The organism is Phaeodactylibacter xiamenensis (genome assembly GCF_965229835.1).
Classification (GTDB): domain Bacteria; phylum Bacteroidota; class Bacteroidia; order Chitinophagales; family Saprospiraceae; genus Phaeodactylibacter; species Phaeodactylibacter xiamenensis.
Genome location: NZ_OZ245931.1, coordinates 2,448,384 through 2,469,398, shown reverse-complemented (window position 1 = coordinate 2,469,398; position 21,015 = coordinate 2,448,384). Strand labels below are relative to the sequence as shown.

Below are 21,015 nucleotides of genomic sequence, written 5' to 3'. Positions count from 1 at the left end.
CCCGGCAGCGTGTACTTCTCAGGAAGTTTGGTGGTCAACCGTACAGGCATCAAAAGTTTTGACTCTACATTTTTAACTATATTAGGGTACGACTTGGTGTGACTAGGGCGGGCCTCAGTCTCGGTTTTACCGGGACTCGCTTCGGCGACAAGGGGATTACTGAACCACACCGGCGGCCTTAACCATGTCTTATCGAGGGTCCAAAACCATCCCGGTGTTTGTGCGGTTTTTTATTGCCAAATAGAGACGGCCCTTCCAATCTTTCCGCTTTCAAGCTCAATGGCACCGCCTTCCACCTCAAGAGTAACCTGCGTAAAGGGCTCACCAGGGAAGAAAATCTCCGTCAGGTTAGTCGCACCGCTATCGGCAAAAAATTCTACCGAGGCGACATCCAGCCATATTTCCACATCCAGCTTGTTCTTATCGGACCAGCGCGGGGCGGTGGCTACACGGCCAAAACCTTCCTCAAAGCCCGTTTTCCCGGCGTTGCTGCGGTCAGCATAGAAGGTGTCGCCTTTCAGCGTAATGCGGTAAGATTCGCCCTTTGTATTTGAAAAGATCAGACCGATTTCTTCCGGCTGCTCACCGGCGGTCCAGGATAGCTGTAAATCCAGGTGCAGGGTGGGGGAGGGGGTGTCCAGGATGCCGGTGAGATCGAGCTGTCCGGAGACTGTTTGGCCCGGGATAGCCGTTTTGTCTTGTACGATAGCCTTCGCTTCTTCTACCGGTTGTGCACAGAGCAGTTGGCCCTTGGGTGTATTCCGCAAGCTCAGAGTGCGGGGCAGGGTCATAGCGCTCCGCCAGCGGTCGGTCGGTACGACGTTGGCATAGTTCCAGTTGCTCATCCAGCCGATGAAAATACGCCGCTCGTCTTCTTTGGGCACATCTGACCAGGTCACCCCGGCGTAGTTATCCCGCCCGTAGTCGATCCAGAACGGATTGCCGGATGCTGTGTCTGCCGCTACCTTTTCGGCGAAAGCCGGGTGCATGCTGAACGCCTTACCATCAAAATCGCCGAGAAAGTATTGCGTACCGGAACCCCCGTTTGGCGCGCCGGGATTGATGCTCAGCAGCATGACCCAGGTCGTGTCCCCATCCACTTGCAACGGGAAAAGATCCGGGCATTCCCAAACACCTCCGTGCCCGCCAATGCCCTGCCCAAACTCACTTTGGTAAGTCCAGTCGATCAGGTTCGGGGAGTCGTAGATCTTGATGTGGTCACCCGCTGCGAAAATCATAACCCATTTTTCTGTGTCTCCGTACCAAAAGACTTTTGGGTCACGGAAATCTGTGATACCAGGATTGGGCAGCACAGGGTTGCCTTCGTACTTGGTCCAGCTCCGCCCCTTGTCCAGGCTGTAGGCAATGCTTTGGTACTGGTAATCATGGGTTCCGGCATCTGCACCTACCGGGTCGTGGTGGGTGAAAATGGCAATCATTGGTGGCCGGCCCGGTTCGCCCAGCCCACTCGTGTTGTTCCAGTCGATAACTGCGCTGCCGGAGAAAATGTAGCCCAGGCTGTCCGGGTACAAGGCAATGGGGAGGTGCTCCCAGTGGATGAGGTCTTTGCTCACGGCGTGCCCCCAGTGCATAGGGCCCCAAACGGTGCTATCGGGGTAATGCTGATAAAACAGGTGGTACTCACCCTCGTAGTAGACCATGCCATTGGGGTCGTTCATCCACATACTGTCCGGAGAGAAGTGGAACTGCGGGCGGTGGGGCTCCTGATAGTAGGTTTCTTCGGTTCCCATGGGTGCTTGGTTTGTAGGTGTGCCGCAATGCGATAAGGCGAGCAAAAGTAGGCTGCTCAAGCCAATTTTGTATAGTAATCGGTGCATAAATTCGGGTTTAGCGGGCCATGAATAGATCAAGGTCTTTGGGCGACAGGTTGGGCGTACCGCCTTCCCGGGTGGCCACCAGAGCTCCTGCGGCGGCGGCAAATTCCAGGCAGTGCGGCAACGGTTTTTGTTGCAGGTACTGACTGAGGAAGCCCGCCAGGAACGCATCGCCACTGCCTACGGTATCTGCTACCTTCACCGGAAATACGGGCTGTTGCAAACAGGTGCCATCCGGGCCCATCCATGCGGCGCCATCGCTGCCCTTGGTTACAATTAGCCCCTTCAGTTGGTGGGCTTCGAGGATGGCCTTCATTTGAGCTTCCTCTCCGGTCTGATTGGTATACCATGCGGCGATAATGGCGAGTTCCTCCTCGTTCATTTTTACCAGGTGGGCACGGCTGAGCAGTTCCCTTAGGCGTTCGGGCGTATAGTGGGGCGGGCGTAGGTTGACATCGAATACGGCCAGAGTGGCTTGCTCCAGCAAACGCAGCAAAGTGGCACGCGTGCCTTCCCGCCGCGCAGCCAGGCTGCCAAAGACCAGGGCTTCTGCTTCGGATACCGCCTGCGCTGCCGCATCAGAAGCAGTGATGAAATCCCAGGCTACAGGCTCTACAATTTCATAGGAGGCATGCCCCTCTTCATCCAGGGTGACCTGAACGGTACTCGTGGGCTGTTCGGCATCTTCCTGCACCAGGCTGTGGTCGATCCCCTTGGTATCCAGAAAAGCTCTCAGTTCTTCGCCCAGCGCATCCTGCCCGATCCGGCTAATGAGTTGGGTCTGAAACCCGAAATTCCGCAGGTGGAAGGCAACGTTCATAGGTGCACCACCCGCTTTTTTGCCGGCAGGCAGCATATCCCAAAGTACTTCTCCAAAGCTGACAACACTCATAAAAGGTAAGGTTATTTCTTCATCAAACGTTCCTGTAGCTCTTCAAGAGAGATCCCCTTGGTTTCGGGCATCATGAAGGCTACGAATAACAATTGCAGTACCATAAGCCCGGCAAAGAGACCAAAAATAGCGAACTCTTCCATTACCCCGGTCAGATAAGGGAACGTACCGGCAATGAGGGCCGCAAAGACCCAGTGGGTGCCGCTGCCCAGGGAGTTGCCAAAGCTGCGCACTTCGTTGGGGAAAATCTCGGAGATAAACACCCAGATCACCGCCCCCTGACCAATCGCGTGGGAGGCAATGAATACAAACAGCCAAAACGGCACCGTATATCCACCGGATACGCCGCTGTAGAAAGCATACGCCACGGCGGACAACGAAATGATGTAGCCCAGGGAACCGATGTACATCAGTTTGCGACGGCCGAAACCATCAATGAGCGACATACCGATGAGGGTGAAAACGAGATTGACCGTACCAATACCTGTACTCGCCAGCAGGGCGGCACTTTCCTCCAGCCCCGCCAGCTTGAAGATACGCGGAGCATAGTAAATCACGGCATTGATGCCAGATACCTGATTGAAAAAAGCAAACAGGAATGCGAGCAAAATAGGGCGGTTGTAGATACCCGACAGGAAGGCTCTGAGCCCTCCGGCCCGGGCATTTTCGTGTGCGTGTTCGATAGAAGCCAGTTCCTGTTTCGCTGTTTCCGGATTGATGCGCTGCAGGACCTCCAGGGCCTCATCGTGCGCATCCCGTTTGACCACCAGCCAGCGCGGGCTGCGGGGTACTTTCAGGATAAGCAGCACAAAAGCCAGGGCAGGCAGGGTTTCCACACCCAGCATCAGCCGCCAGGAGCCACTGCCGATGAGCCAGTTGGAGACATAGGCGACCATAATGCCCAGCACGATATTGAATTGAAAAAAGGCGACCAGCCGGCCACGCTGCTCCTTGGGGGCCACCTCTGTGATGTACATGGGAGCCACTACAGAAGAAGCACCCACGCCCAGCCCGCCAATAAAGCGGAAAAACATGAGGCTGTAGACATCAGGGGCCAGGGCCGAGCCGGCGGCAGAAATCAGGTAAAGCACGCCAATCCAGAACAGGCTGGTTTTCCGGCCAAAGCGCTCGGCAGGCCAGCCTCCTAAAAGGGCACCGATAACCGTACCGTACAGCGCCATGGCGACCATCTGCCCGACCATAGTATTGCTAAGCCCCCATATCTTTTGGATAGCGCCTTCTGCCCCGGAAATGACGGCGGTGTCAAACCCAAATAAAAAGCCGCCAAGGGCCACGGTAAAGGACCAGAAAATAACGTTTTGGTTTTTCATACACTGCTTTGATTATAGACCCGGATAATTTTGGGAATGCAGTATAAGAAAATTTAATCGGGGTTGGATTGGGGTTGCGCCAATTTATTATTGGTTGGCTACTGTCAGGCCTAATTCTGCACCTTTATTGAGCATAAACTGATAGGCTTCGTCGTAGTTGTTGCTGACATCTCCATCCAAAATCGCCTCCCGAATCGCATTTTTGATGATGCCCACTTCCCGGGAAGGGGCAATGCCAAAGGTTTCCATAATGGTCTCTCCGGAAATAGGGGGCTGCCAGTTGCGGAGGTGGTCTTTCTCTTCCACTTCCTGCAGGCGCTCACGTACCATTTCGTAGTTTTCCAGGTAGCGCTTTACCTTTTTTGGGTTCTTGGAGGTGATGTCGGCCTCGCAGAGCTGCATAAGGTCGTCAATATCATCACCAGCTTCAAACAGCAGGCGGCGGATGGCGGAATCGGTAATGTTTTCTTTCGTCAGGCTAATGGGGCGCAGGTGCAGGCGGACCAGTTTCTGCACGTACTTCATCTTGTGGTCGAGCGGCAGGCGCAGTTTTTTGAAAATCCGGGGCACCATGCTCGCCCCCAGTGCCTCATGCCCGTGGAAGGTCCAGCCGTGCTGTGGGTGAAACCGCTTGGTGGGCGGTTTGGCGATATCGTGGAGGATGGCTGACCAGCGCAGCCAGAGTTTGTCGGTCTTGACGCAGAGGTTGTCCAAGACTTCCAGCGTGTGGTAAAAATTATCTTTGTGGGCTTTGCCGTTGCGGACTTCCACACCCTGCAGGGCGGCCATTTCGGGGAAGAATTTGTGTAGCAGACCGGTATCAAAGAGGTGCTTAAACCCAATTGAAGGCTTGTCCGCAAGGATGATTTTATTGAGCTCTGTGGTGATCCGTTCCTTGGATACGATGCTGATGCGGCTGTGGTACTGCTCAATGGCGCTAAGCGTTTCCGGGTCAATGGTAAAGCCGAGTTGGGTGGAAAACCGGATAGCGCGCATCATACGCAGGGGGTCATCAGAAAAGGTCTTGCCCGGTTCCAGCGGGGTTTTGATCAGTTTGGCTTCGAGGTGCTCCAGCCCGTTGAAGGGGTCGATTATGGAGCCGTAGTCACGCTCATTAAGGCTGACCGCCAGGGCGTTGATGGTGAAGTCGCGCCGGTTTTGATCTTCTTCCAGCGTGCCTTCCTCAACGGTGGGCTTACGGGAGTCGGACCGGTAGGATTCCTTGCGGGCACCCACGAACTCGATTTCCATATCCCGGTGCTTGAGCATAGCAGTGCCAAAACGCTTGAAGACGGTGATTCTGGGGATGGGCCGAAGACGCCCGGCAACAGCCCGTGCCAGATCTATACCACTGCCCACGCAGACGATATCCATATCCTTGGAAGGGCGGGCCAATAGTCGGTCCCGGACGTATCCGCCGACAACATAAGCCGGGAATCCCAGTTCCGTGGCAGCCTTGCTGATCAGCTCAAATATTTTCCGCTCGTGTGGCTCAATATTAAAAACCAATGGATTGCATTTTGGGGTTAGACCAGTGCTTCTTCGTTGCCGTAAACGGCTTCGATTTCATCGAGAATAGCATAGAGGTCAGCCGGGTTCTCTTCAGTAACGAGGCGTTTGCGGTACTCTTTGATGTTGCGGAAGCCCCGGAAATAATTGGTGTAATGGCGGCGCATTTCCAAAATGCCAAGCTTGACCCCTTTCCAGGAAACGGAGTGCTCAAGATGAGCTCTGGCAGCAGCCACACGCTCTTCTACTGTAGGTGGGGGCAGTAGCTCACCGGTAGCGAAGTAGTGTTTGATCTCCCGGAAAATCCAGGGATAGCCAATAGCTGCCCGGCCGATCATGATGCCATCCACGCCGTAGCGTTCCCGGTATAACTTCGCTTTTTCCGGGCTGTCGATGTCGCCATTCCCAAAAATAGGGATGTGGATACGTGGATTTTCCTTGATTTTGCCGATGAGCGACCAGTCTGCTTCGCCTTTGTACATCTGCTTGCGGGTACGCCCGTGTATGGAAAGGGCTTTGATGCCTACATCCTGCAGCCGCTCGGCAACTTCCTCAATGTATTTGGTATTGTCATCCCAACCCAGGCGGGTCTTTACTGTGACGGGCAGGCTGGTGGATTTGACGACATCATCGGTGAGTTGGACCATACGGTCAATATCCTGCAGAATGCCGGCGCCTGCCATTTTGCAGACCACCTTCTTCACGGGGCAACCGAAGTTGATATCCAGCACTTCCGGCCTGGCTTCTTCTACGATTTCCGCCGCCCGCATCATGGAATCGTGCTCTGCTCCGAAAATCTGAATGCCGATCGGGCGCTCATAATCGTAAATGTCGAGCTTTTGCACGCTTTTGTCTGCGTCGCGGATCAACCCCTCTACTGAGATGAACTCCGTATACATCATGTCGCAGCCCTGAGCTTTGCAAAGTGCCCGGAACGGCGGGTCGCTAACATCCTCCATGGGTGCGAGCAGCAGCGGAAATTCACCAATATTTACATCACCAATTTTAACCATCTTTCTGCCTTTAATGCTACAGCCTGCAAAAGTACGCAATTCCTGTCCGTTTCGACAAACGATGCCCGTTAATAATAAGTTCGGGATTATGACCGGGGGCTCAAAAGAAAATCATAAATTTACGCACACTAAGAACCAACTAACCTTTACATGGATTCGGCAATTATCCTGGTATTTTTTCTTGGCTACCTGGCCATTGTATTTGAACATCCACTCCGGCTTGACAAAACCGTACCCGCGCTCATCATGGCGGCAGTCGCCTGGGCACTGCTTGCGCTGGGCTTTCACTACGGGTTACTTTCAGTTGTTGACACCCACGAGCATATCTACAGCCTGGTAGGCGCGCACGATGCCCACGGCGAGGGGCACCACCTTGCTGAAGAAGGCTTTAACAACACTTTGCTCCATCACTTAGGGAAGACTGCAGAGATTCTTATCTTCCTGATTGGCGCGATGACCATCGTAGAGATTATCGACTTGCACCGGGGCTTCGAAGTACTGAAAAGCTACGTAAAAACGAAGAGTAAGCGGAAATTGCTCTGGATTGTGGGCATCCTCGGGTTTATTCTTTCCGCTATAATTGACAACCTCACTGCGACGATTGTACTGGTAACGCTGCTGCGCAAGATTGTACCGGATAAAAAGGAACGATTGTGGTTTGTGGCGCTGATCGTGATCGCTGCCAATGCAGGCGGTGCCTGGTCGCCCATTGGTGACGTGACCACCACCATGCTCTGGATTGGCAATAAGGTGTCGGCGGCTGGCCTGATTGAATACCTTGTGCTGCCTTCTATCGCCTGTTTTGTGGTTCCCTTTGTCATCGCTGCCTATTTCATGAAGCCATTCCGGGGTGAAATTACCCTGGATGTGAATGAAAATATTCAGGCGGGTAAGCTGCTTAGCAGTCAGACGATGCTGTTCCTGGGCCTGGGCGCTATTGTGTTTGTACCGGCTTTTAAGACCATTACCCATTTGCCTCCCTATCTCGGCATGATGCTTTCCCTTGGCGTAGTCTGGCTGGTTTCTGAATACATCCACCCGGAGGAGGATTTCTCGCATTCCCGCCGGGAAATGTACTCGGCCCATAAAGCGCTTTCCAGGATAGAGATGTCCAGTATCCTTTTCTTCCTCGGTATCCTTATGGCGGTTGCTGCGCTGGAAAGCCTGGTCTACGCTACGGTTATCCGTGACGGCGCAGAAGTTCAGGTAGGTACGCTTCGTTATGTGGCAGAGGTGCTCGATCGCTTTATCCCGAATCAGGATGTAGTTGTTATATTGCTCGGTTTCGCTTCAGCGATTATCGACAACGTACCACTTGTGGCTGCCTCCATGGGGATGTACGAAATGCCGATGGACTCCAAACTTTGGCACTTCATCGCCTACTCTGCTGGTACCGGTGGTAGTATGCTGATCATCGGTTCGGCTGCGGGCGTGGCGGCAATGGGTATGGAGCGTATCGACTTCATCTGGTACCTCAGGAAAATTGCATGGCTGGCACTGGTCGGCTTCCTGGCGGGTGCTGCGGTCTTCCTTGCCATCACTGCGGTCTTCCATTCGTAGTGGGAGGGCATATAACCGCGTAAAAAAGCGCTGCCAGGTTATTTTGCTGGCAGCGCTTTTTTGTTGAGAGATTTGAGGGCAGCTGGGAGGAGGATTCTGATTCTGAGCAATTGGCTTTTCTCGTGTCTCAGGTATTCTCAGTTTTTTCAGTACATTTAACACACTCTGCTTATTTAAAGGAAGATTTTACTTAAGATTTAGGTATGTCCTGCTTTTCGTCTAAAGTTCATCTAATTATCTTTTAGTAAACCTGACTAGACGGCTTTTGGGTGCTGATAATCAGTTGTTTGTGATTTAATCTTGTCAGGAGCGTCTAAATTTCGTCTAAAATCCACTTTCTATTATCATTGAGTTCTTAGATTCAACAAATAAATGCAACGGCATTTATTTGTTGAATCTAAGATATTTAAACTTACCATCGCATTGGCTAAAAACGGATTGCGGTAGTTCGTCTCAGGCGTATCTGCTTCGATTACTTTTTCAATGCTCTCCGGAATGAAGCTTCCTGAATTGGCAAAAGTCAGCCTGCCGTCTTCATGTTCCACTACGTTGATTTTACCGCCAAATGTATAGTCCTGATGGGCAATACAGTTGTTCAGTGCCTCACGAATGATAAAGGGGTCGTACTGATCTGCCTCATCAGGAAATAAGGTCTGGTCCTTGATATAACGGTACTTAAGGTTTCTGATTTTTGCCTTTACGCTTTCGACCTGTAGCAACAGTGGGCAAGTAAAGTGTTCGTAGTCTTTTTCCAAATTGTCCCTATCCTTTAATATCCACGAAATTTTTGAAGATGCAGGTGAAATGAAGTGCTCTGATTCCGCTTTACCCAGCAGGAGTATAGCAGTATGGGTAACTTGACCTTTAATCAAGACTTTGGCCTTATTTAGAAATGTGGTATCATCCCACGTCTGTATTTGATCTTTCAGCCTTGGGTTTTTTACGGTAAACATTTGCCTTGCCTTGGCGATGGCCTCTTCATTCAAATCGTGTATGCTTGCACCTGCTATTATTTGAGCACTCCAGTCACTGGCCAAGCCCTGATTCCTTATGCGCTCAACTTTTTCAATATTCAAAGCGGTCAGGCTCTCGCCGTTCCTCGCGTAGTAATGTCCCTTCCACGCAATAGGCATGCCCTGAGGGGCCGCAGGGATTTCAAAAACCAATACCTTCCCATCTTTGGTATCAATGGGGCTAACCTTCACAAAGCCGATATTTGGAGAAGTATGGGCGGCTATTTCCTGTTTGTATTCATTGACTTGTTTATCGGAGATTTTTGTTCCGGAGATGGTTTTATCGTTGTCAACGCCTAAGAGGAAGTACGCTGCTTTCAGGCCCAGCAGGTTCGCCTCATTGCTGAGCGCAGAGAAATACCGACCCAGCTTGTTCTTGTCAAACTAGTTTTCGGCCCGTTTAAATTCCAATACCTCCGTTTCTGTTTCGGATGCCAATAATCTTTGTAGTAATCCTTCCGTCATGGCTTACTGTTTTTTTGGCTTTTTATTCCGTCTACCAATGTAGGAAAGATCTCAGGAAAATACATACAGCAGATATATGAAATTAAGACCATAAAACATTGAGTCGGATCCAGGCTAAGGTATCACCAGCGACTGCCCCACCGGACAGCCCATATCATGCGCCCCGGGCAGATACCCGGTGCTTATCAGGAACTCGCCGGTGATTTCTCCGCCGGTAAACTTGAAGGTCTTTTTAAATAGCTTCACCCAATCCGCTTTAGGCATGGGGTGGTGGTGGTCCAGCCAGGCTTTGAAGCTGCCAAATTCTGCCTGTAGATGTTGTATTTGCTGAGCGTTGTGAATGGCGGCATTTACCTTGAGCTTGTTGCGGATGATGCCCGCGTCCTGAAGCAACCTTTTCCGGTCTTCATCTGTATAGCCCGCCACTGTATCAATATCAAAATTGGCATAAGCCGCTCTGAAGTTATGGGCTTTTTTCAGGATGAGCTCCCAGGACAGCCCGGCCTGATTGATTTCCAGGATCAGCCTGCCGAACAGCTCGTTATCGTCGGTCAGCGGGAAGCCGTAGTGGTGGTCATGGTACTGCCGGTGGACGTTGCCTTCCGGCAGATCACGCACAAATTCACAATAAGACGCCATAATGGTTTAATTGCCAAAGAACCAGCTCATATACTTATTGGCTTCATCATAAAGGTAGCCTTCACGGGCATCGAGGATGTCCTTGCTGACAGGGTGGACCTGCCAGGTCTCGTCCGTCCAGTATTCCAGTTTGCCGCCAATAAAAATAAAGTGAGCAAAAGGCTGGGAAGCGTAGAATAAGTCTGGCCCGGCAAAGTAAAAGGTGGACAGCCCAGTCATTTGGCCACTGTCATCGGGCTCTGTGACTGTGAGCTTGGTGGCTTGTTCGTTTTCAAGCCAGAGCTTGATGATACGGCCGCTCGCCATGCCTGCTTCGGTGGGTAGAGTGTCCACGATGGGCTCTGCCGTGACAAGACGCTCGTCAGTCGCATCTACGATGCGCTTGACCTTTGTGATCATGCGGTTGGCCAGTTCTTCTTCCGTTTTCGGGACCGATTCCTCTGAAGGAGCTGTGGAAGAAGTGCCGGATTTAGGATTACAGCTGAACAGCAAGAAGGCGAATGCAAAAAGGGGAAGTGCAGTCTTCATAGCACAAGTTTTAGTCAAATGCCGCGATGGCAGAAATTTCAATATTGACAAATTTTGGGAGATTAGCGACTTCCACTAACTCTCTGGCCGGAGCGGTTGCTTCATCAAAATAAGTGGCATACACTTCGTTGATTCGGCCGTAGTTGTTCATATCCGAAACGAAGATGCTGCATTTGATGACATCCTCAAAGGTCAGATCTGCTTCTGCCAGGATTGCCCGGAGGTTCTCCATGACCCGGCGTGTTTCGGCTTCGATATCGCCGGTCACCAGTTCGCCCGTTGCAGGGTCGAGGGCAATCTGTCCGGAAATGTAAAGCGTACCGCTGTGGATAATCGCCTGATTGTAGGGGCCTACCGGTGCAGGCGCTTTGTCGGTCTGAATGATTTTCTTCATGGTGGGTACAGGTAAAACCAATAAAGCTCCTCATCGCGTCATTCGGATGGGAGCTCTATGGTATTGCTTAGATAAAGCCGTAGGGGCTTAAAACCCCGGGCTGTTTACTCTTCGATATCTGCCTTAATGAGCATCTTGCCGCGGTAGTACACGTTGCCGTCAAGGTCGGTGTACGAGCGGTGCAGTTGGTGCTTTTCACCAGTCGTTGCGCAGGTAGCGATATTAGGCATTTTCGCTTTCTTGTGCGTTCTGCGCTTGTGCTTACGCTGCTTCGAGATTCTACTCTTAGGATGTGCCATCGTTATAACATTTTGAAAGGCGTTACAGCCCTGAATTTATTAATTGTTGTTGCCCAGTTTCTTCAATTCGTCCCAGACCGGATTGGTCGTAGGCTCTTCTTCGGTCAGGTCCTCTGCAGCGCCGAGGCGGTCGAGCATCTCGTCATTGCAGGGGCGTGGCGAATCAGAGTCACAGTCGTAAATCTTAATCATAGGGAGGGCCAGGCACAGGTACTCGTACACAAAAGGTGCGAGGTTGAGCTTAGGCAGCTCCGGATGGATAAAGATCACGTCCGGGTCGTCTTCATCTTGAACGACTTCGTTTTCGACCACTTCGCTAACCTTGGCAATCAGTTGCTGTTCACCCCCGATGGGCAGGCTGATTGGAGCCAGGCAGCGGTCACATTCGGTATCTACTGTCCCTTCAAAGTCAAAGAGGATAGTCAGCAGCCCGGGGCGTTTGTTCAGTTCAACGTTGAGTTGAATCTGGCTTTCGCCAATAGGGGCATTTTCGAATGCGTCGAAGAACGCGCGATCAATCTGGAAGTCAAATTGATGGATACCTTCGTGCAATCCACGTAAGGGGATTGAAAAATTGATTAGCGGATCCATGTCAGTTGGCTTTTTAACAGTGCCAGCTCTTTTGCCTGGCCCTGCATCATTCAGTAAAAAGCGGATGCAAAGGTAAAGTTTTCCATTGAAAAACAAAAAAATATCTACTGAAATGCACCAGTGTGATTCGTTTTTAAGATAAGGAAAACCTGGGACAATCAAAAAGGGGCAGTAGGTTGTTTATGTGCCCTTTCATTAATTAATTTGTAGTTAACACCGCTTGGGCTGTGGCGCTTGCGATTAATGCCTATTTTTGTAACGCCCTTTTGAAAGCAACGACACCCCAAATTATCACTGCATACATTGACTTCCTTCCTTTGTGTGAAGGGTTAACTTTTTTTGAAACTGCTTTATGAATAACTCTACTGTTTATCACAAACTGAGGCTTTTTCAGGTATTTTGTCTGCTTTTCTGTTTTTTGTCGGCCTCCTCGATTCATGCGCAATGCCCTATTTTAGAAGCGATTATGGTTGATGCCTGTGGGGTAGAACCGAATGATGAATTCATTATCCTTAATTCGGGGGGAGGGTTTAATGTGAATGATCTGTTTATTGATTTTGATACTAATAACAATAATGGTGGCACTCAGAATGATGATATCAATTTAAGTGGGACCTCCTGTGGCTGGTCTATGGGGACATCTGGTCTCATTTCAGGTTGCTCAAATGTGGCGTCAGTAGGACCTGGTGATGAAGTTCCTCCTAATGTGACTGTTATTGTTCAAGTAAGCTCTGTCGCATCTTTTTCGTACGATTTTTCTGGCTTATGTGGTGGAGGTCAGTGCGTTTATGTTCTTAGAAGTTCTTGCGTGAGAAGTAGCGGGGCTTTTACAAATACTGGAAGCGGACTTCGTACAACTACAATAGGATTAAATTCCTCTTCTTGTTCTATTCCCTATACGTATGATAGAGGTTCATTGCCTGGTGGAGATGGAGATTATTTCATACCTCCTTCAACATATGGGAATAATGGCTGTATTTCACCTCCTGTGACAGCTCCGCCTATTCCGACACCAATCTTGGATCCGATTGGTCCCTTTTGTGAGCAAGATGGAATAGTCAATTTACCTACAGAGCAGGATGGCTACACGGGGACCTGGTCGGGTTTAAGCTTAGTGGGTAATACATTTAACCCCGCAAATGGAGCAGGTAGTTATCCTGTTACCTTCACTCCCAATCCCGGCACCTGCGCTTCCCCTGCATCGACCACCATCACGGTAACGCCCGCTGCAAATATAAACCTGACAGCTCCGGCACCTTTCTGCGAAACTGATGCCAGCTTCAATTTGCCACCGAGCCCTTCCGGTATTACCGGCACCTGGTCCGGCCCCGGTGTCACCGGCAATACCTTCGACCCTGATGCACCAGCCACAGGTCCGGGTAACTACACCCTGGCCTTTACGCCCAATCCCGGTGAATGTGCAAACCCTGCTACCGTAGAGGTGACCGTTGATCCCGCACCATTGGTCAATATACCAATGTTTGGCCCTTACTGCGAGGGCGATCCAGCAGTAGGCCTGGGGACATCCTTTGGCGGAATAAATGGTGAATGGACGGGTACCGCAATTACCGGAGATGATACCTTCAGCCCGGCTTCCTCAGGGGTGTTTTCGGTCGTTTTTGTGCCAGATGCCGGGCAATGTGCGCAGCAAACCCAGGTGAGCATTACTGTTCAACCAGGCACACCGCCAGCTTTAGACCCTCTTGGGCCTTATTGTGCAGATTACCTGCCGGTCAACCTGCCGGCTACCCAGGGAGGCGTAATGGGGACTTGGTCCGGTCCTGGTGTAACAGGCGCCCAATTCGACCCTGGAAACGCAGTACTAGGAGACAATATTTTGACTTTCACCCCCACGGGCGGAGGCTGCAGCGCTCCAGCCACAATTGAGGTACAGGTCCAGCCCGGCGCCAACGTGAATCCGGACCCGATCGGGCCCTTTTGCCAGTCCGATGGCCCACAATCCTTAACGAATCCAGATGGCTTATCTGGTCAATGGTCGGGTACGGGCGTAAGCGGGGCTACTTTTAACCCGGCCTCTGCAGTTACCGGTTCGAATACACTGACCTTTACTCCGGACCCCGGGCAATGTGCAATGAATGGTACGCTCGTTGTTGATGTTAACCCATCCGTAACACCTGCCTTGGATAATCTCGGCGGGCCTTACTGTTCTGCTGACGGTTTATTACCGTTAGATCCTATTCAGGATGGTATCATTGGCACCTGGTCCGGCCCAGGCGTGGCAGGTGGTAATTTCAATCCTGCCCTGGCCAATCCTGGTAACAATACCCTGACCTTTACACCCAACTCTGGTGTTTGTGCCGCCGCCGCAACGACTTCTGTGACCGTCAATGCCGGCCCTACGCCGAATCCGCCCAGCGGCCCCATTTTGGTCTGCATAGAAAGTATCTTCCCGCCAGTCTGGACCGACAATTTTACCGACATAAGCAATCAAATCAATGGCGGTACGGGCCAAATCATTACCTGGTACCTCGATGCAGCCGGCACGAACGAAATCGATCCCGCAACCTATATCCCTACAGTCATTGCTTCCGGTGCCACACAGACCATCTACGCGACAGTCACAGATGGCAGTGGGTGCGAGTCTGCTACGGTACCGGTAACGGTGACCTTTGAATTCACCCCCGATGCCAACCCCATACCGCCAATTAGCGAGTGTGAAGTGCCGGGTGGTACGATTGACCTCACGGTATATAATAGCCAAATCAGCCCGGGCAACACCGTCAACTGGTATCAGGATGCCGGGACGAATATCCCGGTTGGGAATCCATCGGCTTATCCGGCTGTGAATGGCGGTAGTGTTTGGGCAACGGCTTCGGGCGGGCTTTGCGAAAGCGACCCCGTGCAAGTTACGTTCAATCTGACCCCGCAGCCGGTCATCAATCCGATTACTCCGGTGACCGCTTGCGGAAGCTATACTTTGCCGCCCATTGCAGGTTCCAACCTGTCCGGAGGCGCGGCTTATTATAGTGGTCCCAATGGTACGGGTGCCTCCTTCAGTCCCGGGCAGACGATTACTGCTTCCGGCACCTATTATGCCTACGACAGTGCTGCCCCGGGTTGCGAAGATGAAGTAGCCTTTCAGGTGACCATCACACCGGCACCCGATATCTTCCCACCTGCTTCACCGGTCACGAGCTGTGGTCCCTACACCCTCCCTGCCATCACCGGGACGGGGCTGAGTGGCAATCAGGCTTACTACACGGGCTTTAATGGGACCGGGCAACAGTTCGCGCCGGGCTCATTGGTCACCACCTCCGGCATTCTGTTCCTCTACGATGGCACACCCGGCTGTGACGATCAGGAGACCCTCGAAGTGATCATCGAAGAGCCACCGGTCGTCTTTCCGGTTTCGGATGTGCTGGTTTGCGATAGCTATACACTGCCCCCCATTCAGGGAGTTGGCATAGGCTCCAATGCTTTCTACTACACAGGCCCCAATGCCACCGGCAGTATCCTCACGCCCGGGCAGTCGGTGACCAGTAGTCAGCTGCTGTATGTGTATGCCGGCACGCCCGGTTGTTTTGATGAAACCTCCTTCCTGGTGACCATTGTGCCCGGCATTGAGATTACGCCTCTACCCGATCAGTCCGCTTGTGCTTCTTTTACCTTTCCGCCCATCAACGGAAGCAACCTGACCACTTCCGCCGCCTACTTTACCGGACCGAATGGTACCGGCACCAGTTATGCGCCAGGTGAGGTGGTGACTACAGGTGGGACGTTCTATATTTATGATGACAATACCATTTGCAGTGACGAAGTGTCTTTTGAGCTTACGATTACCGATGAGCCGGTCCTGAGTTGCGGGGAAGATACGCCAGCTTCCGGGCTCGGCAATGCGGATGGTATTGGAAGTGTAGCTATCACTGGTGGTGCAGCGCCTTTCCTGGTAGAATGGAGTGGGCCGGCCAGCGGTAATCTGAGTACCAGTGATGTCAATGTGCTGATCGACAACCTTCCGCAGGGCGCTTACAGTGTGACCGTAACGGATAATAGTGGCTGTTCAGCTACTTGCACCTTTACCATAACGGCACCGGATTGTGTGCTGAACTTTGATTTTGATGTACAGGGCGCGACCTGCCCGAATGCCTCTGACGGAGCTGCAGCCCTAACCGTTACGGGTGGCGATGGGAATTACACCTACAGCTGGAGCAATACGACTATGGCAAGCTCCATCACGGGCGTGTTGCCCGGAGCGTATACGGTCACGGTCACGGATGAGACTGGCTGTCAGGCAGAAGGTGAGGTGGTCGTTGACACCCTGAACCTCGCTCCGCAATTGTCGGTCATGCCTGCAATGTACACCATTTGCGAAAGTAGCTGTGTGGATGTGGACTTTAGCTTCACCGGCACTCCGCCGTTTAATCTATCCTATGAGGTGCGCTCCGGCTCAGATACCCTGTCTTTCAGTCTCTTTAGCACCACCGCTGACACTACAGTGGTTTTCTGCCCTTCTGACTCCCTGGCGGAGCTGCAGGATCTTATCTGGCAGTTTGGCGCCATTTCTGATGCGGTTTGCGCCGATACGTTGACGCTGCAGGATACCATTGTCGTGCAGCCTACGGTAAGAGATACCCTTTCCGAGACTTTGTGCCCTGGTGAAACCTTAACCGTAAATGGTACCCTCTACGATGCGGGTAATCCAATGGGGGCAGATACTCTTTCAGCTGCTGCTATATCGGGTTGTGATTCCATTGTGGTGGTGATGATTGATTTTTTCCCAGCGGATACCAACTTTGTCGTCCAAACGCTTTGCACAGGCAGTAGCCTGACAGTGAATGGCACGATCTACGACGAGGGGAACCCCAGCGGCTTCGAGGTGGTCCCGAATGCCACGGTGAATGGCTGTGACAGCCTGATCAGCGTCAATCTCACTTTTGAAAACGCTGTGGTGAACGATATCGTGGACACCCTTTGCCCGGGCGAGAGCCTGACGGTGAACGGCACGCTTTACGATGCCGATAATCCTTCCGGGGCCGATACCCTGCTCAATGGTGCAGTGAGCGGTTGCGACTCCATTATTAACGTAATGCTGGCTTTCTTCCCGGCAGACACCAATTTTATCGTCCAAACGCTTTGCACGGGCAGTAGCCTGACGGTCAATGGCACGGTCTACAATGAGGGGAACCCGAGCGGCTTCGAGGTCGTCCCTAATGGTACGGTAAATGGCTGCGATAGCCTGATCAGCATCGACTTGTCTTTTGAGGACGCTGTGGTCAGTAATCTTTCAGAAGCCCTGTGCCCGGGCGAGAGCCTGATGGTCAACGGTACGCTCTACGACGCAACCAACCTAAGCGGTTCAGATACGATTGTGAACGGCTCGGTAAATGGGTGTGACTCCATTATTAATGTATCCATCAGCTATTTGGTGGTAGATACGAACTTTGTGGTGGAAACCCTGTGCCCGGGAGATACACTTTTATTGAATGGCAATACCTATGATGCGGTCAACCCAACCGGTACAGAAACGCTGCCCGGCGGCGCTGTTAATGGGTGCGATTCTGTGATCCTGATAGACTTGGCTTTCTTCCCGGCAGATACCAATTTCATCGTTCAGACCTTGTGCACCGGAGATGCGCTTACCGTCAACGGCACCGTCTACGACGAGGGGAACCCCAGCGGCTTCGAGGTGGTCCCGAATGGCACGGTGAATGGCTGTGACAGCCTGATCAGCGTCAATCTCACTTTTGAAAACGCTGTGGTGAACGATATCGTGGACACCCTTTGCCCGGGCGAGAGCCTGACGGTGAACGGCACGCTTTACGATGCCGATAATCCTTCCGGGGCCGATACCCTGCTTAATGGTGCGGCGAGCGGTTGCGACTCCATTATTAACGTAATGCTCGACTTCTTCCCGGCAGACACCAATTTTATCGTCCAAACGCTTTGCACGGGCAGTAGCCTGACGGTCAATGGCACGGTCTACAATGAGGGGAACCCGAGCGGCTTCGAGGTCGTCCCTAATGGCACGGTAAATGGCTGCGACAGCCTGATCAGCATTGACCTGTCCTTCGAGGACGCTGTGGTGAATACCATCGCTGAAGCGTTATGCCCGGGCGAGAGCCTGATGGTCAACGGCACGCTCTACGACGCAACCAACCTAAGCGGTTCAGATACGATTGTGAACGGCTCGGTGAATGGCTGTGACTCTATTATTAATGTGTCCATTAGCTATAACCTGATAGATACGAATTTCGTAACAGCAACCCTCTGTTTTGGCGAGAGCCTGATGGTCAACGGCACGACATACGGCGCGGGTAATTTGAGTGGGGTAGAGGTGCTTTCCGGTGCGGCTGCAAATGGCTGTGACAGCCTCATCAGCATCAGTGTGGAAGTGCTGGATCAGGCCGTGGCCGTTTTCGAGCCCACCCTTTGCCCGGGCGAGAGCCTTACCGTAAATGGTATAGTATACGACGAGCTTAACCCAGGCGGGCAGGATACCCTCTTTGGTGGAGCAATCAATGGCTGTGATTCCATCCTTCAAATCAACCTGAGTTTTGATACCCTGGGGACCAACATGCTCATGCAAACCCTTTGCCCGGGCGAAAGCCTAATCATCAATGGCAACGTATACGATGAAGGCAATCCAACCGGATCGGAGTTGCTGCCCGGTGCGTCCGCAAATGGTTGCGATAGTGTCATTATTGTAGCGCTGACCTTCCTGCAGGCAGATACCAATCAGATCGCATCTACCTTATGCCCGGACGAAAGCCTGACCATCAATGGGACCCTTTACGACGCTGCCAATCCAACCGGATTTGAAATCATACCGGGTGGAAGCGAAAACGGTTGCGACAGCCTGATTAGTATTGACCTTACGTTTGAGGCTCTTGTCACAGCAACCTTATCACAAACCCTCTGCCCGGGTGGCTCTGTTACCGTTGGCGGAACGGTTTATGATGCCGCCAATCCGGCAGGTACCGAAGTGCTGCCCGGTGCAGCTGAGAATGGGTGTGACTCTACGGTCAATATCATGCTGAGCTTCTTCTCCACGGATACCACACAGTTGGTTCAAACGCTTTGTGCGGGGGAGAGCCTGATGGTCAACGGTACGGTTTATGACGTTGCCAATCCAACAGGTCTGGAGGTCCTGCCCAATGCCACTGTGAATGGTTGTGATAGCCTGATAATGGTAGACCTGAGCTTTGAAGAAGCCGCAGAAGGCACCTTGGCCCTAAGCCTGTGCGAAGGCGCAAGTGTGGAGGTGAATGGCACAGTGTATGACGAAGCCAATCCAAACGGCACAGAATTATTATCTGGCGCAGCCGAAAACGGTTGTGATAGTTTGGTGGTGATTGATCTGACTTTTCAGCCTGCTGTCACTGCAGAACTAAGCGCACCGGGCAGTATTTGTCCGGGGGACTCCCTGGAGCTTACCATCAATCTCACCGGTGCGGACAGTTTTGCCTTCAACCTGAATGATGACAATGGGGTGGTGGAAGCCTTTACCGGGGCAGGGAATTCTATTACGGTGACTGTCGCGCCTGCTGCCACCACGACCTACTCACTGACCAACCTTGCGGGCACCGGCAACTTCTGTCCCCCAATTCTGCCCGAGCCGCTGACTATCGAAGTCGCTCAAACAGGGGCAGCTCTGACTGCTACATCCGACTACAATGGCTTTGAAGTGAGCTGCGCGGATGCTGCGGATGGTGGAGTAGAAGTGGTTGCAAATGGGGGGACGCCGCCGTATACCTATCAGTGGTCCAACGGTGCGGTAAGCCCGGTCCTGGAAAGCCTCGCAGCAGGTGTCTACACCGTGACCATCAACGACGCAGGTGGGTGTGAATCAGAAGCGAGTATTGAATTGGTTGCGCCCTCAGGGGTACTGCTGGAAGCTGCCGCAGTTGATGCCAACTGTCTGCAGGAAAACAGCGGGCAAATCATCATTGATACGGTTTTAGGTGGAATCGCTCCGTACCAATATCAGTTAAATGACGCTACACCGGTTAGCATAGGCACGTTGCCGGTACTGCAAAGCAATCTTGCTGCCGGTACCTACGAATTACTGCTCACAGACGCCAATGGGTGCCAGGCAAGCCAGTCGTTGTTAGTCAGCCCGGCAGAACCCCTGTTCCTTGAATTGGGCGAAGATGAAGAAATACGCCTGGGCGAGAGTGTACAATTGTCGATTGACGTGCAGAATTTTGATATCGCGGGCTTTACCTGGCAACCGGACACCCTCAGCAGCCTGGAGCCGGTGGTTATGCCGGAGGAGACTACGACTTACCGGCTGACGGCACAGGACGCGGCCGGCTGTACCGCTACGGATTTCATAACGGTGATTGTGGAAAAAACACGGAATGTGTACGCTCCTAATGTATTTAGCCCTAACGATGATGGCCGCAATGATTACTTCACGCTTTTCGCCGGGCCGGATGTTGTGGGGCTGAAAAGCTTCCAAATCTATAACCGCTGGGGCGAGCAGGTTTTTGTAGGAGGCACACAAGCGCTGAACAACGAGCTGTTAGGCTGGGATGGCCGTCATCGGGGGGAACCTATGGACCCAGGTGTCTTCGTCTTTTATGCAGAGGTGGAGTTTGTGGATGGGCATGTAGAGCTGATCAAAGGAGATTTTGTGCTCATGCGATAGGAGAGAAAAGCAGCCTGCCTTGTCTGGAAACGGGGCAGGCTGCCATAAAAAATTACTCCTTACAAAAAACTTTGTTATAAAGTATTAGTGACAAAAATGTGCGTTTGGGAGCAATTGCCCTATCCTTTTTCAGCGAACAGGCTGTATGGCTCAGGGAAGGCTGGGCATTATTCAGTGAAAGGCTGATTGGCCGAAAGCCGGTATGTTGTCGTTTCAGAGCTTGTTTTGAGCCAGGTAGAATTTATACTTTGCAAACATGAGTGCCGCCATACCGGCTTTGTCAAAACCTCATCATAAGCTATGTTCAGGAAAAAAAGAGTGCCTGCCCCAGTATC

General features: G+C 52.1%; 13 protein-coding genes. 2 read left to right on the top strand and 11 right to left on the bottom strand.

The genetic code is table 11. From position 1 onward, the window contains the following. Positions 1-230: 230 nt before the first annotated feature. The 5 genes from ACO08I_RS09130 to dusB form a co-directional block, all read right to left on the bottom strand. Positions 231-1,751, bottom strand: coding sequence for a glycoside hydrolase family 32 protein (locus ACO08I_RS09130; protein ID WP_421949121.1), 1,521 nt, complete (start codon positions 1,749-1,751; stop codon positions 231-233). A gap of 97 nt (positions 1,752-1,848) precedes the next feature. Beyond that, complete coding sequence (locus tag ACO08I_RS09125; RefSeq protein ID WP_421949120.1) at positions 1,849-2,727, bottom strand: carbohydrate kinase family protein; 879 nt, start codon at positions 2,725-2,727, stop codon at positions 1,849-1,851. Between the two features lie 11 nt (positions 2,728-2,738). Further along, positions 2,739-4,058 carry a sugar porter family MFS transporter gene (locus tag ACO08I_RS09120; RefSeq protein WP_044222660.1) on the bottom strand — a complete coding sequence of 440 codons (1,320 nt, stop codon included), beginning with the start codon at positions 4,056-4,058 and terminating at the stop codon, positions 2,739-2,741. 87 nt (positions 4,059-4,145) lie between these two features. Next, a complete protein-coding gene (locus ACO08I_RS09115; RefSeq protein WP_421949119.1) occupies positions 4,146-5,567 on the bottom strand; it encodes a CCA tRNA nucleotidyltransferase in 1,422 nt (473 codons plus the stop codon). Between the two features lie 17 nt (positions 5,568-5,584). Further along, entirely contained in the window at positions 5,585-6,580 is a 996-nt protein-coding gene (gene dusB / locus ACO08I_RS09110) for a tRNA dihydrouridine synthase DusB (protein ID WP_282781248.1), read from the bottom strand. Positions 6,581-6,730: 150 nt separating this feature from the next. Here dusB and nhaD point away from each other — a divergent pair, with 150 nt between their 5' ends. Next, positions 6,731-8,140 (top strand): sodium:proton antiporter NhaD, encoded by a 1,410-nt coding sequence (nhaD, locus tag ACO08I_RS09105; protein ID WP_282781246.1) that lies wholly within the window; start codon positions 6,731-6,733, stop codon positions 8,138-8,140. Between the two features lie 344 nt (positions 8,141-8,484). Here the strand turns inward: nhaD and ACO08I_RS09100 are convergent, their stop codons facing one another. The 6 genes from ACO08I_RS09100 to ACO08I_RS09075 all read right to left on the bottom strand — a co-directional run bounded on the left by ACO08I_RS09100 (position 8,485) and on the right by ACO08I_RS09075 (position 12,069). Then, on the bottom strand, positions 8,485-9,522 hold the full coding sequence (locus ACO08I_RS09100) for a helix-turn-helix domain-containing protein (RefSeq protein ID WP_421949715.1): 1,038 nt from the start codon (positions 9,520-9,522) through the stop codon (positions 8,485-8,487). Between the two features lie 210 nt (positions 9,523-9,732). Beyond that, a complete protein-coding gene (locus ACO08I_RS09095) occupies positions 9,733-10,257 on the bottom strand; it encodes a DNA-3-methyladenine glycosylase I (protein ID WP_421949118.1) in 525 nt (174 codons plus the stop codon). Positions 10,258-10,263: 6 nt separating this feature from the next. After that, positions 10,264-10,785: a hypothetical protein gene (locus tag ACO08I_RS09090; RefSeq protein WP_282781242.1), complete on the bottom strand. Its 522-nt coding sequence runs from the start codon at positions 10,783-10,785 to the stop codon at positions 10,264-10,266. A gap of 10 nt (positions 10,786-10,795) precedes the next feature. Continuing rightward, complete coding sequence (locus tag ACO08I_RS09085; RefSeq protein ID WP_044223170.1) at positions 10,796-11,179, bottom strand: RidA family protein; 384 nt, start codon at positions 11,177-11,179, stop codon at positions 10,796-10,798. 104 nt (positions 11,180-11,283) lie between these two features. After that, positions 11,284-11,478 carry a 50S ribosomal protein L32 gene (gene rpmF, locus ACO08I_RS09080; RefSeq protein WP_044222668.1) on the bottom strand — a complete coding sequence of 65 codons (195 nt, stop codon included), beginning with the start codon at positions 11,476-11,478 and terminating at the stop codon, positions 11,284-11,286. A gap of 39 nt (positions 11,479-11,517) precedes the next feature. Next, on the bottom strand, positions 11,518-12,069 hold the full coding sequence (locus tag ACO08I_RS09075; protein ID WP_152605088.1) for a YceD family protein: 552 nt from the start codon (positions 12,067-12,069) through the stop codon (positions 11,518-11,520). A 1,018-nt stretch (positions 12,070-13,087) separates the two neighbouring features. On the opposite strand from ACO08I_RS09075, the gene ACO08I_RS09070 reads away from it, so the two are divergent. Beyond that, positions 13,088-20,680 (top strand): gliding motility-associated C-terminal domain-containing protein, encoded by a 7,593-nt coding sequence (locus tag ACO08I_RS09070; RefSeq protein ID WP_421949117.1) that lies wholly within the window; start codon positions 13,088-13,090, stop codon positions 20,678-20,680. Positions 20,681-21,015 lie beyond the last annotated feature (335 nt).

Excerpts from the sequence above, each read along its gene's own strand:
- dusB (WP_282781248.1), bottom strand. The coding sequence starts at position 6,580 with ATGGTTAAAATTGGTGATGTAAATATTGGTGAATTTCCGCTGCTGCTC.
- ACO08I_RS09095 (WP_421949118.1), bottom strand. The coding sequence starts at position 10,257 with ATGGCGTCTTATTGTGAATTTGTGCGTGATCTGCCGGAAGGCAACGTC.
- ACO08I_RS09120 (WP_044222660.1), bottom strand. The coding sequence starts at position 4,058 with ATGAAAAACCAAAACGTTATTTTCTGGTCCTTTACCGTGGCCCTTGGC.
- rpmF (WP_044222668.1), bottom strand. The coding sequence starts at position 11,478 with ATGGCACATCCTAAGAGTAGAATCTCGAAGCAGCGTAAGCACAAGCGC.
- ACO08I_RS09090 (WP_282781242.1), bottom strand. The coding sequence starts at position 10,785 with ATGAAGACTGCACTTCCCCTTTTTGCATTCGCCTTCTTGCTGTTCAGC.
- ACO08I_RS09075 (WP_152605088.1), bottom strand. The coding sequence starts at position 12,069 with ATGGATCCGCTAATCAATTTTTCAATCCCCTTACGTGGATTGCACGAA.
- nhaD (WP_282781246.1), top strand. The coding sequence starts at position 6,731 with ATGGATTCGGCAATTATCCTGGTATTTTTTCTTGGCTACCTGGCCATT.
- ACO08I_RS09125 (WP_421949120.1), bottom strand. The coding sequence starts at position 2,727 with ATGAGTGTTGTCAGCTTTGGAGAAGTACTTTGGGATATGCTGCCTGCC.
- ACO08I_RS09130 (WP_421949121.1), bottom strand. The coding sequence starts at position 1,751 with ATGGGAACCGAAGAAACCTACTATCAGGAGCCCCACCGCCCGCAGTTC.
- ACO08I_RS09085 (WP_044223170.1), bottom strand. The coding sequence starts at position 11,179 with ATGAAGAAAATCATTCAGACCGACAAAGCGCCTGCACCGGTAGGCCCC.